This window comes from Pseudomonas phytophila, assembly GCF_025643095.1.
Lineage (GTDB): Bacteria > Pseudomonadota > Gammaproteobacteria > Pseudomonadales > Pseudomonadaceae > Aquipseudomonas > Aquipseudomonas quasicaspiana.
The window spans coordinates 4,904,384-4,919,469 of the sequence record NZ_CP081201.1 but is presented as its reverse complement, the minus strand read 5'-3'; the positions used below and the strand labels follow the sequence as shown (position 1 = coordinate 4,919,469).

Sequence of the window (15,086 nt, the reverse complement as noted above, 5' to 3'; positions counted from 1 at the left end):
AGGAGAAATTCATTGAGTACGTACAAAGATCTGCTGAGAGATTTGCCGAAGCAGCCGCGAACCTGGTTGATCACAGGTGTGGCCGGATTCATCGGAAGTAACCTGCTTGAAACACTTCTCCGGCTTGATCAGCGAGTGGTCGGACTGGATAATTTTGCGACCGGACATCGTCATAATCTCGAAGAGTTACGATCACTGATCTCCCCAGAACAATGGGATAATTTTCATTTCATTGAAGGTGATATTTGCTCTCTAGAAGACTGCCACCGTGCAATGCGATGGAGTGATGATCAATCGGTCAGTCACGTGTTGCATCAAGCTGCGTTAGGCAGCGTGCCTCGCAGTATTGCGGATCCAATCGCAACTAATGCAGCTAACATTACTGGCTTTTTGAACATGCTGGTTGCTTCACGCGATGCTGGCGTGAAGAGCTTCACTTACGCAGCCAGTAGCAGTACCTATGGTGACCATCCAGGACTGCCCAAAGTAGAGGATAAAATTGGTCGCCCGCTAAGTCCTTATGCTGTGACAAAGTACGTAAACGAACTCTACGCAGAAAACTTTGCACGCACATACGGTTTCATGACCATTGGATTGCGTTATTTCAATGTGTTTGGGCCTCGTCAGGATCCAAACGGTGCTTACGCTGCGGTGATCCCCAAGTGGACTTCATCTCTGTTGCAGGGTGAACCGGTTTATATCAATGGCGATGGCAATACAAGCCGCGACTTTTGCTTCATATCCAATACTGTTCAGGCCAATCTTCTGGCGGCCACAACAACTGCTCCTGAAGCGTTAAATCAGATTTACAACGTCGCGGTAGGAGATAGAACTTCGCTCAACGATTTGTTCGAGCTGATCAGAGACGGCTTGTCGGTCTCTAGGGATCACTTGAAAGATGTGCAGCCCGTGTATCGAGATTTTCGTGCGGGAGACGTATTGCATTCCTTGGCAGATATCACCAAAGCGTCAACGTTGTTGGGCTATCAGCCCAGTCATCGGCTTGGTGAAGGTATAAGCGAAGCACTGGATTGGTATGTAAATAATGCATCAAGAGCGTAATTGCTGCATGCGGCCTGCAAAATGAGGCGTCAGCTCGCTGTTATTTCGCTGCTCACAGCCCTTTCGCAATTGGCCGCTTTTTTCAAATTGTGGTTTACCGCCGGGCTGTTTGGCGTCAGTGTTGAGCTCGATGGCTACAATTTATCATTAGTAGTACCGACGCTAATCTCTGGCCTGTTAGCAGGCGTTATCCAGACGGGATTTTTTCCGGTTCGCACTCGTCTGCACGCTCAGGGAGACGTTACTGCCACCAGAGCATTTGAACGTTCAGTGTTTTGGGGGTGTGCGGTGCTGGGGGCGGTCCTGGCATCATTAGTAGTTGTAGCCTCGCCATTACTGACCCAGCTGTTGATACCTCAAAATCAGACGGCGGTGCGCGATACATATATGTACTGTCTGCCGTTTGTTGCATTGCTTATTCCGCTGAGCATGGCGTGTGACTGCACTGGTTATATTCTCGCCATGAGAGAAAAGTTCGCTTACGCTGCGGGCGCGCCGGTTATTAATGGAATTCTTGGTGGTTTGATATTGTTCATTTGGCCTGAAAATGGTCTTCTTAGTCTTGTTTTAAGTACGGTAATTGGCCTGTTAGCACAGTTTGCTATCTGCATGTTCGGGTTGTACAAAAGTGAATTTTCTATTTTTGGTAGTTTGCCTGAATGCAGAAAGCTGTTCCGATATGGTCGCGATATGGCGTATCTTGGCGGATGGATCCTACCTGGAGTGTTTTTTTCTAATGTCATCTCCACACTTCCGCCAGTATGGGCGGCCTCCTACGGTGAAGGTGTAGTTTCTGCATTTGGATACGCCTACAGACTTCATACATCCCTGATTCAGCTTCTGGTCATGTCGAGTTCAACGTTAATTCTTGCACGTTTTTCAACCCTAATTGCTCAAAATGATCAGTCTGGTATAAGACGACTTCTAAGGCAAGCTTCGATTATATCCTTAACTATAGGTGTGGTCAGCGCTCTGATGGTGTGGTTGCTTGGTGAGCCGGTGTTGTTATTGCTGTTCGGTGGAAAGTTTGACTCAGAAGCTGCATTCAAAGTAACTCAACTTTGGTTTTGGCTAACCTTGGGGGTTGGCTTCGCGATTTTAAGCAATGTGTTTGCGAAGTTATGGCAAGCACAGGCTCGTCCCAAGCTGATGTCAGTCATGGCTGCCATTAGCTTATTGGCGGTCTATGTTAGTTATATGCTACTTAGGGATACGATGGGTGAGCAGGCTATCGCGTTGGCTCTATCTGCGGCGCCGGCGATAGTAGTCGTATTGGGTTTCAAACTGTTGACAACCTCGCATCGTATTTTAGGTGCGCATTAATGATTGATTTCAGTCGTCCTACTAATACAAAAAAAGTTTTTTATGGGCCAATGCAAGTATTCGGACGCATGCATCACCTGTCTTTTAAAACACAAAGTCACCTAAAATTGAACATTATCTGGTGGGGTGTCTTACCTTTTTTTGCGGCGGTGATTAAATACGTCGATGAGGCATGCTGCCTATCCAAACTCCCGCACACAGAAAGCAATTATGTGCGGAGGGGGCGTGGGCTTGCCTTCAACTATCTTACAAGCTATATCAACGAGGAATAGAAATGGTTGACCGCTGGCGCGAGTACTTCGACTCCAATGGAGCATTTAATCCCGATTGGCTGAAAACTGCAGTCGCCCACTGGGGGTTTCATGAAGTCCTATATGGCATGATTCAGCGATTTTCGGCACCATCAGATCGTATTCTGGATGTTGGCTGTGGACCTGGGTGGTCCGATATGTATCTAGCTTCTCTCGGTTACAGCGTTTTGGGGATTGATAACGAACCATCGCTGGTGGATCTGGCGAATCAGCAGGCCAAGCGCCTAGGAGCCGCCGCGGAGTTTCAAGTGGCTGATGCTTTTGATCTCTCGGGAGTCGAAGGGCAGTTTGAGTTGGCGTTCTCTTGTGGCGTGCTTGAGCATTTTGATAGGGAGGTGACTGTTCGATTATTGGAAGAGCAGGCAAAATGCGCTAAATATGTCGTGATCCAGATTCCAACAAAGTACACGGCCTACAGTGGCGGAATAACTGATGAGCGGATTTACTCTATCAACCAGTTGGCTGCGATCGTACAAGACGCGGGAATGGATGTAGTTTCAAAGTTTGGGTATGGAGATTTAGCCGCAACTCCTATCCACAGAGCCTTGCGCAGATTCCTGCCTAGAGCGGTGTTAAGGCTTCTTCAGAACCGTGGATATGCATACTGCATCGCAGTTATAGGCAAGTCGCGGAGGTAACCACTGGGGGGGCAGAGGGTAGCTATCTACTGCCTGAACTAGCCCCGTCTTTTGACTTCAGGGCTTTATATGAAACTGCTTTACGTGATCGGGTCTATGGAAGTTGGTGGCGCCGAACAGCATTTACTACGCGTGTCCACAGCGCTGAGCAAGCGAGGGTTTCAGCCCGAGGTGTTCACCATCACCACTGGTGGTCCCCTGACCAGTGCCTTCATCGAGGGTGGTGTTCCCGTGCACGGCGTCAAGCTTCCAGACTGGATCCATCGCATTTTTTCCAATAAGCGCGCAATCGCATGGACAGGCCTTCTTTACTCCACAATCGCTCTTTTATGGCTGTACTGGCGCAAGCGACCGGACGTTGTTCATTTCTTTTTACCCTCCGCTTACATCGTGGGTGGCGTGGCATCAATTTTTGGTCCCAAAACGCGCCGCATCATGAGTCGTAGAAGTCTGAACCTATACCAAACCAAGCATCGTCTTTTTCGACGTCTGGAGCATTGGCTACATCCCCGCATGGATCTGATTTGCGGCAATTCTGAGGCTGTGGTTGAGGACCTCATGACTGAGGGGGTAAAGCGAGAACAGGTCCGGCTGATTTACAATGGCGTTAACCTAGAGCGTTTCGCTAAGTTGGGAAGTTCCGCCGCGGTACGCTCTGAGCTATCTATATCAGAAGACGCGCTTGTTTTCGTAATTGTTGCGAATCTTATTCCTTACAAAGGGCACTCTGATCTGATAGAGGCATTTGGAAAGATACGGCAACACCTTCCAGATGCATGGGTATGCCTCTGCGTTGGCCGCGACGATGGTATCGGCGCTTCATTGCGTGCGTTGGCTGGTACCTTGGGCATTGAAGAGCAGATACGATTTTTGGGATCCCGCCCGGACGTGCCTGAATTGCTTAATGCTTCTAACATTGGTGTCCTTTGTTCCCATGAGGAAGGTTTTTCCAATGCGGTCCTGGAAGGAATGGCAGCGAAACTGCCCATGGTCGTCACCGACGTCGGCGGTAATGCGGAAGCAGTTCTGCATGGCACAACCGGTATTGTCGTTGCACCTCACGCACCGGCCCAGCTCGCTGACGCTCTGTTGGCAGTGGCGTACAGTCCTGACCGTGCCCAAATGGGGGCGGCTGGTCGCCAACGTTTAGAGGCCATGTTTTCGATGGATGCTTGTCTTCAGGCTTATACAGACCTCTACCGCGGTAGCGCCAATAACGGTGTTCTGCCTAAAAATAACTTCTGATGTAGTCAATCTCATGTGCGGAATAGCTGGACAGTTGAGACTCGGGCAGTCGACAGATGTCTCTTTGCTTGATGAATGTACCCGTATGGCAAATGCCATTCTCCACCGAGGCCCGGATGATCATGGGGTCTGGGTCGAGCCCAGCGCCGGTGTGGGCTTGGCTCACCGCCGCCTGGCTATTGTTGACCTTTCCCCAGCAGGCCATCAGCCAATGGCGTCAACTTCTGGCCGTTATGTCATGGTTTTTAACGGCGAGATCTACAACCATGTTGATTTGCGGCGGCAACTGGAAAAGAATGGCTTTTTGCCTGCTTGGCGGGGTCACTCCGATACAGAAACCCTTCTTGCCGCATTTGATGCATGGGGTGTTGAACAAGCTTTGAAGCAATGCGTTGGTATGTTTGCAATCGCTTTATGGGACCTGGATAAAAAAGAACTTGTACTAGCCAGAGATCGGTTGGGTGAAAAACCTTTGTATTATGGCTGGCAAGGACAAGGCAATGATGCAGTTTTTTTCTTCGGCTCGGAGCTCAAGGCTCTGCGTGCACACCCTTCATTCCATGCCGCTGTAGACCGGAACTCGCTAGCGCTCTATTTTCGACATAACTATATTCCCGCCCCACACTCGATTTATCAGGGCGTTCATAAGCTTCAGCCTGGCTCGATACTTACTGTTTCAGCAGAGCGACCAGTGCCGAGCATCCGTGAATATTGGTCGGTCTTAGAAACTGTTATTGCAGGTACAGAGTCTCGTCAAGCAGCTAGATCTCCCACAGATGCCGTCAATGAACTGGAGGCACTACTGAAGTCGGCCGTTGCTCAACAGATGATGGCTGACGTGCCGCTAGGTGCATTTTTATCTGGTGGAATTGACTCTTCCACTGTAGTTGCACTTATGCAGTCGCAATCAACCCGTCCCGTCAAGACGTTTACGATCGGCTTCCATGAAAAAGACTACAATGAAGCTGAGCATGCAGCAGCGGTTGCTAAACACTTGGCCACCGATCACACCGAGCTTTACATAACACCGCAAGAAGCAATGTCAGTAATTCCATTGCTTTCGGACATCTATGATGAACCCTTCTCCGACTCGTCTCAAATTCCAACATTTCTGGTTTCCCAACTCGCCCGCCAGCATGTGACCGTTTCTCTTTCAGGAGATGCGGGGGATGAGCTTTTTAGCGGCTACACGCGTTATACCGCAGCGTCCAAAGCATGGGGTAAGCTATCGAGAGTGCCGCTTTCGGTTCGACGTACAGCGGCAAGTTCTATTATGGCGCTGTCGCCAGACACATGGTCGAAACTCACAAGCTGGATACCATCTCCAATTTTTCGTCACCGCTTTGGCGACAAATTACACAAAGGTGCTGGTGTCCTTGCCAGTTCATCAATAGATCACCTCTATCATGGCTTGGTGTCTCATTGGTCAGATCCTGCTCAGTTGGTAATCGGAGGTAATGAACCGCAGACGCTGCTGACAGGAAATATGCCGGAGTTGAAGGATCTGGATCCTGTTGAAAGAATGATGGCTCTGGATCTTTTGACTTATTTACCGGATGACATTCTGACAAAGGTCGACCGCGCATCAATGGCCGTCACTCTTGAGTCTCGAGTTCCTATGCTCGACCACCGGGTCGTTGAGTTTGCATGGCAACTTCCGCAGTCTCTCAAACAACGCGATGGTGTTGGTAAGTGGGCGTTACGCCAAGTACTTTATAGGCATGTACCTCAGTCGTTGATAGATCGCCCCAAGATGGGCTTTGGTGTTCCGATTGACGCTTGGCTGCGAGGTCCACTGCGAGAGTGGGCGGAAACACTTTTGGATGAGTCGAGACTACGACAGGAGGGATATCTGCATCCTGAACCCATCCGACAGAAGTGGGCTGAGCATCTCAGCGGTAGCCGAAACTGGGCCTATCATCTCTGGGATGTGCTCATGTTCCAAGCTTGGCTAGAAAAGAATTTTCCCTAATGCCTCGTTTACTTTTTATTGTCAATGTTGATTGGTTCTTTCTGTCTCATCGGCTGCCACTTGCGTTGGCAGCTAAAGAGGCTGGATTTGAGGTTCATCTTGCTTGTGCGGTTACAGATAGGGAAGAGGAAATCCGGAAGCATGGGATAACTCTTCATCCGTTGAAACTTGATCGCCAAAGCGCAAATCCGATACAGGCTATGAAGCTCCTGGCTAGCCTGTATCGATTGATTCGGTCGGTCGCTCCCTCTGTTGTGCACTTAGTGACAATCAAGCCAGTGTTAATCGGTGGGTTGGCAGCACGAATGAGCCGTGTCCCGCGAGTGATCGCAGCGATTTCCGGTCTGGGTTTTGTTTTCACCGCCACAGGGTGTATTGCGCGAGGGCGTAGATTCCTCGTGTCGGCGTTGTATCGACTTGTATTATCACGAAAACAAGTCAGGATAATCTTCCAAAATGGTGATGACCAGGCAGTTTTACAGCGCCATATAAAAATAGACGACTCCCAGATTGTTCGTATTCGAGGTTCGGGAGTCGATTTACTTGCATGGACTGTACACCCTCTTCCTGAAACTCCGCCCATAGTGATGATGGCCGCAAGATTATTGAAAGATAAAGGTGTTTACGAGTTTATCAGCGCAGCTCGACTACTCAAAGGTTACAAAGCAGCTCGTTTTGTCTTGGTTGGAGGTGTCGATGGAGGTAATCCGACCAGCTTGAAACATGAGGAGCTTGAAGGGTGGCTTAATGAGGGCGTTATTGAGTGGTGGGGAGCACGAACTGATATGCATGTTGTACTACCAAAGGCTCATATCGTTGTATTGCCTTCTTATCGAGAGGGACTCCCGAAAGTACTCGTTGAAGCCGCTGCATGCGGCCGAGCCGTGGTAACTACTAATGTGCCCGGATGTCGTGATGCCATCGAGCCGGGCGTATCAGGTTTACTCGTAGATGTCTGTGATGCGAAGGCGCTCGCTCACGGGATTAAAGTTTTATTAGATGACGAAGAACAATTAAAAGCAATGGGAGTAGCTGGACGTCGCTTAGCCGAGACTACGTTTGATCTCCGAGAGATCGTCGCACAGCATTTAAAAATTTATCAAGAGAAATGATATCGAGATTAATTTTTTTCAATATGGCTGTTCTGTTTCTTTTTAGATACAAACAGCCAGATTTGCGTCCAGCCGATTGCTGATAAAGCCAGAAATAGAGGCATCATAAATACCCGTTGTCTGGTACTCCATTCGCCGAAAAAAATAATGTAGGCTATGGCTATTATAATCAATAGCGTAACCAAGGAGTAAGCCAATACACCCTTTCTTAACATAATTACTGTGCCCGCGAGAACGCCTGGTAATACCAAAGTCCAAAAAAGCATGCCAAAGAGATAAAGCTCGATATGATTGCTGCGGGTCAGTGGCTGTGTGAATAATGTCCACGGGTAAGGGGCAAGTAAAGTACGCGCTAATGACCTCGATACGATTTTTGCAACAGGCTCCTCATTGATGTAGGCATACCATTTAATAACCGATTCATCTGCCCCCGACTCAGCAGTATTAGCATTCAACGTTGATATCTGACCTTTTATCGCCCCCGACAGTGCACTACCGAGTTGACCGACTCCGTGTGCCAATGGGCGGACGCTCTCTTGTTCAAAACTGCTTTGTATAACGTACGGCGTTGCCTTGGCATAAGGTGCAAAATATATAGCTCCCCATATGAACACCGCCATGATGGCGGAAATAGATAAACCCAGTGCTCTAGCGTTATTTTTTTTAAATACAAGGCATGCTACCAGTCCAAAAATCATCACGCCAAACGCCGTGTAGGCTACGAACCGTACGCACCCAATTAATCCTAAGGAAATAGCCAGTATTACGATAAATTTAAAGGATGCCCTTTTGTAAAGGGCACAGATTGAGATAATTATTATAGCGGACAAAAATGTACTTAGCGTATCTTTAATGAGCCATGAGCTGTTGATGGCTGTCAATGGATCAATGGCCATAAGAATAGCTGCTACATGACAAGTCTTAGTGGGGGCAGACAGTTCGCGAGTTATAATGTAGGTTGCCGCAGGAAACGCTCCCGCCATCGTAGCATTTACTAGTATTGCAGTTAGAATCCAATCGTCAGTCATGAACTGCCAAATGGCGACGAGTGCAGAATAAAACCAGGCGTGTGTCCCCAATACCGCCGTATAGGAGAGTCCTTCGTTTGGTACCCAGTAATAAGTAAACCCGGGTTTTGCGAGCGATATGTATCCGTTCAATCGATATTCGTAGGGGTCAACAGGAACTCCGATCCAATGCATGTATAACGCTTGTGCATGGAGTTGATAGGTGATGGAGTCCAGCGGTAAGTCACTCCACTGTGGTGTTAATTGTATAAGGAAGATCTTAAGTGTCGCTATAGCAATACCTGCTAGGGTCCAGAAAACTGTTGTCTTTTTGTCTGCTGCGTCTGTCAGAGTACGCATGAGCAAGATGATTAATCCTACAAATGACGCCATTGCGATACAAGTTAATAACATGATTTCATCGCTATAGAGCAAAGGCATGGTGGCTTCGCCGAGGTCAAGTCTTCTTGAATGTTGAGCTGGCGTTTGAGGTTGTATGTTGATCTAGTTCTAACATCATAAGTGCTCGTGAGTTTCATGCTGAAAAACCTCGCAGATCGAATTGATTCGCACTTGGTTTGACGATGATAGTCATAGCTCCGCCAACTTGAGAAGCATGCTTGAGGAGTTAGGTGAAAAAAGCGACATTTCCTACAACCCTAAGGCATAAGGGACTACTTGCTACGTGGTTGTCAAGTAGGAATTAGGTTTGATTAGCTTCTGATGTGATGCTTTTGAGAGTCCTCGCCAAGGTCCATATTCAAAAAAGTTAGCTATCTTAAATTATCTATCGTACTAGCTGCCGTTGGCGCATAGACTGGAGATCAGAAGCGTACTCTCTTAAATCCTTGGGTCGCGCTATTGAATGATGTTTTAGACGTGTTGCTGGTGTAGAGAATAAATTTTTTATTTTTAATAATCTTGTTAAATATTTAGGATTTCTGGTGATTAAAAATAACTACGCGTTCAGTCATGATTTTCGATAATTTGCTATCTTGGAAAGATCCAAAATCGCAATGGTACGCTTTATTAAGAACTCTTTGTCTCTCCTGTAAGACGTAGAGCAAGGCTGTCTCATCTATCAGGTTCTGTGTCAAAGGACATGGAGTAAACTGCTCACTGACACTCTCCCATGCAGCTAAAGTGTAGCCAGGAGCGGAGCGCGTATAGATGCGACTTGCGTGGTGGTGCGCGCAATCTGGTTGATACTACGAATGGCCAACTCTTACCATTGCGGCGGTCTCCCGTTGCACAGCGAGAACACACGCAGCTATTCACGTTGACGTATGGTTTTTGCAGGAGTGGCATGGCTGCATCAGCAAGGTATCGAATTTTTAATCTGGGGCGTGCAACAAAACTCAAAAAATCAGCCTGCAATTCTTGTACGATTTGAGATTTGAGATTAGCATGGTGTATTTTTATTCGGTTGGCTTCGCACTTATAAAAACTTTCAATTTCGCGTGAATACAGTTGGGTGCAGGAGCATCTATCTAATTCACATTGTATTATCGGGATGTAGCAGGGCATGATTTTATATGGGGCATAAAGAAGCAGATTTGAGGATTGCCACGAAACCGGGTTATAGGCCTGATATCGATGGTATGAGGGCTCTCGCTATTTTGTCAGTTGTCATCTTTCATGCTTTTCCTGATTTTTTATCGGGTGGCTTTGTAGGTGTTGATGTTTTTTTCGTGATATCCGGCTATTTGATAACGGGAATAATTCTTACAGGTTTGCAGCAAGGGGAGTTCAGTTTTCTACAGTTCTACATTCATCGAGTCAAACGGATTTTTCCTGCGTTATTAGTGGTGCTTTTTATTGTTTTTTTAGCAGGCTGGTTTCTTCTTTTGCCTGATGAGTTTAGTTTGCTTGGAAAGCATATATTTACCAGTGTTCTATATCTTCAAAATTTCGCGCTGTCACGAGAGTCAGGCTATTTTGATGTCGCATCAGGGTTGAAACCGCTAACCCATATGTGGTCGTTAGCTGTGGAGGAGCAGTTTTATCTGATTTTTCCGTTTTTTCTATTTTTTGCAGAGCGACTACGCTTCAATGTGTTAGTACTGATTGTCGTAGGGGTGTCCGTTTCTTTTTTTCTGAATATTCAAGCCGTCGCGAACAACGCAGGAGTAGCGTATTACCTGCCGCAGGTTAGATTTTGGGAGTTGCTGGTAGGCTCATTCCTCGCGTACGTGAATCTTCATAAAAGAGCGGCGCTTTTTAGTGTATTAGCTGAGCTTGCTTTTGGTTTGTCTCAAGTTGTTATTAGTAATCTACTTTCGCTTGTCGGTCTAGCGCTTATAGGCTGTTCACTGTTTTTGATCGATAAGAGTGTACCTTTTCCTGGGTGGTGGGGCACCGTCCCCGTTTTAGGCGCATTTTTTTTAATACTTGCAGGTCCGAGCGCTTGGGTTAATAAATCATTGCTTTCCAGTCGGTATGTTGTGTTTGTTGGTCTTATAAGTTATCCACTATATTTGTGGCATTGGCCGTTGTTGTCTTTTGGACATGTTTTATTCGATGGCGCATTGCCTGCTCACATTAGTTTAAGCATTGTTGGTGCGAGCTTTGTTCTAGCGTGGCTTACCTATTATCTAATCGAAAGACCCGTCAGGCTAGGGGGCAATGAACGGTTCAGGGTCGTCGTCATGCTTCTAATGTCTATTAGTATTGGAGTGGTAGGATTTTACATCTATATAAAGAAAGGATTTCCTGCTCGCTACAGTGAGTTTGCAGAGCTTCAAGCCGCCGCCGTAGAGTGGGATTACCCTGGGCGGTTGGCAGTCAAAAACTCAGATGGTATTAGTTATTTTGAACAGCGGTCGAGTGGTGATAGAGCGACTCTTTACTTGGGGGATTCCCATATGGAGCAGTATTATCCTAGAATAGAACAGTTGATTGTCTCAAATCCGGATGTCACGAATAGTGCGATTTTTAAGACGGGAGGAGGGTGTATGCCAGTTCCGAACCTTTCGCCTGATACTGCACATTCATACTGCAAAAATATGATGTTTGAGGTAAGTAAGATAATAGAGGGTAGGCAAGATATTGATCGTGTTGTCATCGCCGCTCAATGGAATGGTTATATGGTAGATGGTTTTGGGTTGAGCCCTAGAATATACCCTGGCGACGAGGGATATAATAAGATATTAAAAAACTTGTCTGATTTTATACGAGGGCTCGTTGCTGATGGCAAAGTTGTATATTTGATCACTACGATACCTATTGGCGAAGAACTCGATCCAAAATATATGGTGCAGCGTGAGCTTTTTGCCTTTCCACACGTTTTCAAATTGCGCTCTGGGGGTGTTGATGTATCGAGGCTTGAAGGCAAATATGGTAAGGTTCGAAGAGATTTGAAGCGCATTGGTCGCGAATCCGGGGCATTGGTCATCGATCCTGTCGATTATCTTTGTAAAGATCGCTGTGAGTCAGTTGATGCCCAAGGTCGACCAAGATACAAAGACTTAACGCATTTACGTCCAACATTTGTGCGAAATCATGCTGACTACTTGGATGAAACGATCATAAGGTAATAAAATTGAGTTGGCCGATGGACGCTATTTTTGATTGAATATAGGCCTACTTTTTTCCCATTAAAGCCATATGCGTATTGCTGCACGCATATGGCTTTAGGCGCTGGCTTTGAAGTCTCCGTTTGCCTCCACTTTTTCCCGTGGTGGAACCTGCAGAACGATCAATACCTGACTCTCATATGCTCGGCACGCACCGGGGTATTCATGGCAATATCCGCAGCAGCGACAGAGCCAATGACCTGATCCAGATACTTCGGTGCCATCCCGAAGCCAGGCCTTACGCTACGCACAGCATCCGCACTGATAATCTCACCAGCCTTGAGATCCTTCACGAAATACAGCGAACGACGAAACTTGACGTTCCCTTGCTCGCTGGCTTTACGACCATAGTCCACACGACCTAACGCGGCCCAGGCCGTCTTACTGTCCCGACACAACGCCATCAGCTCATGAGGCTCCAGGGAGAAACTATCGTCCGGCCCACCACCACTGCGGTCAAGGGTGAAGTGCTTCTCGATGATGGATGCGCCCAAGGCAACACTGGTAATGGCAGTGGTGTTATCGAGGGTATGGTCCGAAAGCCCCGTCACCAGCCCGAAGCGCTTCATCATGTCGGGGAGGGTACGCAGGTTATAGTCTTCTGCAGGCGCAGGATAACCACTGACACAGTGCAGAATGGCGAGTTCTTTGCAGCCGCCAGCACGCGCAGCTTCAATCGCTTCGGCGATCTCTTGCTCATCGGCCATCCCGGTGGAGATGATCATGGGTTTACCGGTGCTGGCGACGTATTTGATCAGCGGCAGATCTACAGCTTCAAATGAAGCGATCTTGTAAGCGGGCGCGCCGAGATCTTCAAGCAGGTCGACAGCCGTTGAATCGAATGGCGAGCTGAATAGAGTAATGCCCACTTGGCGGGCATGCTCAAACAGCGGCGCGTGCCACTCCCATGGCATCTGTGCTCGAAGATACAGCCCATGAAGCGTCTCACCGTCCCACAACCCACCGTGAATTTTAAACTCATCAGCATCGCTATTCAGGGTAATGGTATCTGCTGTATAGGTCTGTAACTTGACGGCATCAGCACCCGCCAGCTTGGCGGCTTCAATGATTTTGAGAGCGGTTTCCAGCTTGCCATTATGATTGGCGGAAAGCTCGGCAATGATATAGGGAGAAGACTCCACACCAATGGTACGGCCTGCTATGGATATCGATGGACTCATGACTTCTCCCCAAACACCTTGACCAACTTCTCCAGAATAACCGGACGCTTTTCCTGCCACTCCGCTGACGACAAACCGAACTGGACGATGCCCACTTGCTCACCCTCGTACAGATGCTGCTTAGGCGGGACATCTTCAATCCTGAATCCAAATTTCTGATGTAGCTTGAGCACGGCAGTATTGAATTCCAGGACTTCGCATCGGAGCTTGTTCAGGGCGAGCTCGCCAAACGCCATATCCAATGCCATGAATTCCATTTTGCTGCCCGTTCCTTTCGGCGCTTCTGGATCGGCATAAAACGCCCATGTGCCAACGGCATCAACCCTTCCAAGATCGCTAAATCCCACCACGCCCAATGGAGCGCCCGAGCACTCATACATGAAATAACGTCGATCCGATTGCCCCTGAAGCGAGCTCCACCACTTCAGGTGTTCAGCGGTAGAAATCACGTGTCTTGAATACATGTTACGCCGAACGCTTTCAGCGTTACGCCACGTCAGTACGCGTTCGAGTTCATCCTGACAAATCGCTCTCAACATCCCCAGGCTGCTCACTGCGCTATCTCCACACCCGTTAGTCGCTCCAGAATACTGCTGACCTTGCTCGCACCTGCACCGTCAGTAATGCCCGAAGCGGCGGTGGTCATGTTATTCAGAAAGCCAGGATCACTAAGTGCACGTTCAATGCACTGCGATAATTGATCGCCAAGTGGCTCCTCGGACGACAGCAGGTGAGCTGCGCCCGCAGATGACAGCAACGAGGCGGCATATCGTTGGTTATCGGCCAATATCAGCATCAGCGTAGGCAGGCCAAGACAGCATCGTTCCCAGGACGTAGATCCAGCAGCGCCTATGGCCAGATCGGCAGCGCACATCTGACTTGCCATATCCGAAATGTTCTCAAGGACACTGGTTCTCCAGGGCATGCGCGCTGCCCGTTGGCGAACAGCATCCAGCCACGGAGCAGTCGTCCCCATGACGACAACGATTTCAGAATCCCTGGGGAGCGGGCTTTCGCACAAGCCATCCAGAACCCGCTCCGTGACATTGTTGCTGTCGACTCCACCGAGACTGATCAGGATACGTTTCAGTCCGCTGTTTTTACGCCGATCGAGTGACATTTCCCGCAGCCTTGAAAAGTCAGGGCGAAGCAGGGCGTATTCACTGCCGGTCAGTATTTTGCATTCTTCGGGCACCAGTGCTTGATAGTCAGATTCGGGACGTCCGTACGTCTGGTCCAGCAGCACACCGCAACGATGGCTGCGATTGGCCAGATCATCGATGACGGCCAACCTTGAGTAATGAAATTCGAGCAGTTCTTGCCAGCGATAATCGATCCCGTAATGATCAACGATCATCCAGTCATATTGGTTATCCCCAAGAGCGCTCTTGCACGCCGATGCATCACTCTCCTGAGTGGCCCCCAACCATTGCAGATACTGGGCACCGGGATGAGCCGATACTTCAGAGCAAGGCGCTCCCAGGTTAAAGACAGGAAACCCGCGATCTCGAATAAACCCGATCAGGTTTCCGGGATGCTCTCGGCATAGAAACTCACAGATGGCGCTTTTTTCCTTGAGGGCATTAGCCAATGTCAGACAGCGCATTACATGGCCGCTGCCCATTTCAAGGGAGGCATCGACCCTGAACATGACCTTCAT

General features: G+C 48.3%; 11 protein-coding genes. 7 read left to right on the top strand and 4 right to left on the bottom strand.

Features of this window, described 5'->3' with window-relative positions:
• Window positions 1-12: 12 nt before the first annotated feature.
• The 6 genes from K3169_RS22240 (at window position 13) to K3169_RS22215 (ending at window position 7,663) form a co-directional block, all read left to right on the top strand.
• Entirely contained in the window at window positions 13-1,062 is a 1,050-nt protein-coding gene (locus K3169_RS22240) for an NAD-dependent epimerase/dehydratase family protein (RefSeq protein ID WP_263268038.1), read from the top strand.
• A gap of 21 nt (window positions 1,063-1,083) precedes the next feature.
• On the top strand, window positions 1,084-2,385 hold the full coding sequence (locus tag K3169_RS22235; RefSeq protein ID WP_263268036.1) for a lipid II flippase MurJ: 1,302 nt from the start codon (window positions 1,084-1,086) through the stop codon (window positions 2,383-2,385).
• Between the two features lie 274 nt (window positions 2,386-2,659).
• Window positions 2,660-3,334, top strand: a complete 675-nt coding sequence (locus tag K3169_RS22230; RefSeq protein ID WP_263268035.1) for a class I SAM-dependent methyltransferase — start codon at window positions 2,660-2,662, stop codon at window positions 3,332-3,334.
• A gap of 69 nt (window positions 3,335-3,403) precedes the next feature.
• The gene (locus K3169_RS22225) at window positions 3,404-4,579 is read left to right on the top strand and encodes a glycosyltransferase (RefSeq protein ID WP_263268033.1); all 1,176 of its coding nucleotides are present in this window, start codon (window positions 3,404-3,406) and stop codon (window positions 4,577-4,579) included.
• 13 nt (window positions 4,580-4,592) lie between these two features.
• Window positions 4,593-6,551, top strand: coding sequence for an asparagine synthase (glutamine-hydrolyzing) (gene asnB, locus K3169_RS22220; RefSeq protein ID WP_263272348.1), 1,959 nt, complete (start codon window positions 4,593-4,595; stop codon window positions 6,549-6,551).
• Window positions 6,551-7,663: a glycosyltransferase family 4 protein gene (locus K3169_RS22215; protein ID WP_263268032.1), complete on the top strand. Its 1,113-nt coding sequence runs from the start codon at window positions 6,551-6,553 to the stop codon at window positions 7,661-7,663. Before asnB ends, K3169_RS22215 begins: the two co-directional genes overlap by 1 nt.
• Before the next feature lie 8 nt (window positions 7,664-7,671).
• Here K3169_RS22215 and K3169_RS22210 read toward each other — a convergent pair whose 3' ends face one another.
• Window positions 7,672-9,111 carry a hypothetical protein gene (locus K3169_RS22210; RefSeq protein WP_263268030.1) on the bottom strand — a complete coding sequence of 480 codons (1,440 nt, stop codon included), beginning with the start codon at window positions 9,109-9,111 and terminating at the stop codon, window positions 7,672-7,674.
• Between the two features lie 1,094 nt (window positions 9,112-10,205).
• Here K3169_RS22210 and K3169_RS22205 point away from each other — a divergent pair.
• Complete coding sequence (locus K3169_RS22205) at window positions 10,206-12,206, top strand: acyltransferase family protein (protein ID WP_263268028.1); 2,001 nt, start codon at window positions 10,206-10,208, stop codon at window positions 12,204-12,206.
• Window positions 12,207-12,367: 161 nt separating this feature from the next.
• On the opposite strand, the gene pseI is transcribed toward K3169_RS22205, so the two are convergent.
• Genes pseI through pseG form a run of 3 tightly spaced genes read right to left on the bottom strand, consistent with a single transcriptional unit; the run spans window position 12,368 to window position 15,086 of the window.
• On the bottom strand, window positions 12,368-13,426 hold the full coding sequence (pseI, locus tag K3169_RS22200) for a pseudaminic acid synthase (RefSeq protein WP_263268027.1): 1,059 nt from the start codon (window positions 13,424-13,426) through the stop codon (window positions 12,368-12,370).
• Window positions 13,423-13,980, bottom strand: coding sequence for a UDP-4-amino-4,6-dideoxy-N-acetyl-beta-L-altrosamine N-acetyltransferase (pseH, locus tag K3169_RS22195; RefSeq protein ID WP_263268026.1), 558 nt, complete (start codon window positions 13,978-13,980; stop codon window positions 13,423-13,425). Before pseH ends, pseI begins: the two co-directional genes overlap by 4 nt.
• Window positions 13,977-15,086 (bottom strand): UDP-2,4-diacetamido-2,4,6-trideoxy-beta-L-altropyranose hydrolase, encoded by a 1,110-nt coding sequence (gene pseG, locus K3169_RS22190; RefSeq protein ID WP_263272347.1) that lies wholly within the window; start codon window positions 15,084-15,086, stop codon window positions 13,977-13,979. The genes pseH and pseG overlap by 4 nt, the downstream gene beginning before the upstream one ends.

What these genes read in the sequence shown, in the direction of transcription:
- K3169_RS22235 (WP_263268036.1), top strand. Translation starts at nt 1,084, where the DNA reads ATGAGGCGTCAGCTCGCTGTTATTTCGCTGCTCACAGCCCTTTCGCAA.
- K3169_RS22210 (WP_263268030.1), bottom strand. Translation starts at nt 9,111, where the DNA reads ATGCCTTTGCTCTATAGCGATGAAATCATGTTATTAACTTGTATCGCA.
- K3169_RS22205 (WP_263268028.1), top strand. Translation starts at nt 10,206, where the DNA reads ATGGGGCATAAAGAAGCAGATTTGAGGATTGCCACGAAACCGGGTTAT.
- pseG (WP_263272347.1), bottom strand. Translation starts at nt 15,086, where the DNA reads ATGAAGGTCATGTTCAGGGTCGATGCCTCCCTTGAAATGGGCAGCGGC.
- K3169_RS22230 (WP_263268035.1), top strand. Translation starts at nt 2,660, where the DNA reads ATGGTTGACCGCTGGCGCGAGTACTTCGACTCCAATGGAGCATTTAAT.
- pseI (WP_263268027.1), bottom strand. Translation starts at nt 13,426, where the DNA reads ATGAGTCCATCGATATCCATAGCAGGCCGTACCATTGGTGTGGAGTCT.
- K3169_RS22215 (WP_263268032.1), top strand. Translation starts at nt 6,551, where the DNA reads ATGCCTCGTTTACTTTTTATTGTCAATGTTGATTGGTTCTTTCTGTCT.
- asnB (WP_263272348.1), top strand. Translation starts at nt 4,593, where the DNA reads ATGTGCGGAATAGCTGGACAGTTGAGACTCGGGCAGTCGACAGATGTC.
- K3169_RS22225 (WP_263268033.1), top strand. Translation starts at nt 3,404, where the DNA reads ATGAAACTGCTTTACGTGATCGGGTCTATGGAAGTTGGTGGCGCCGAA.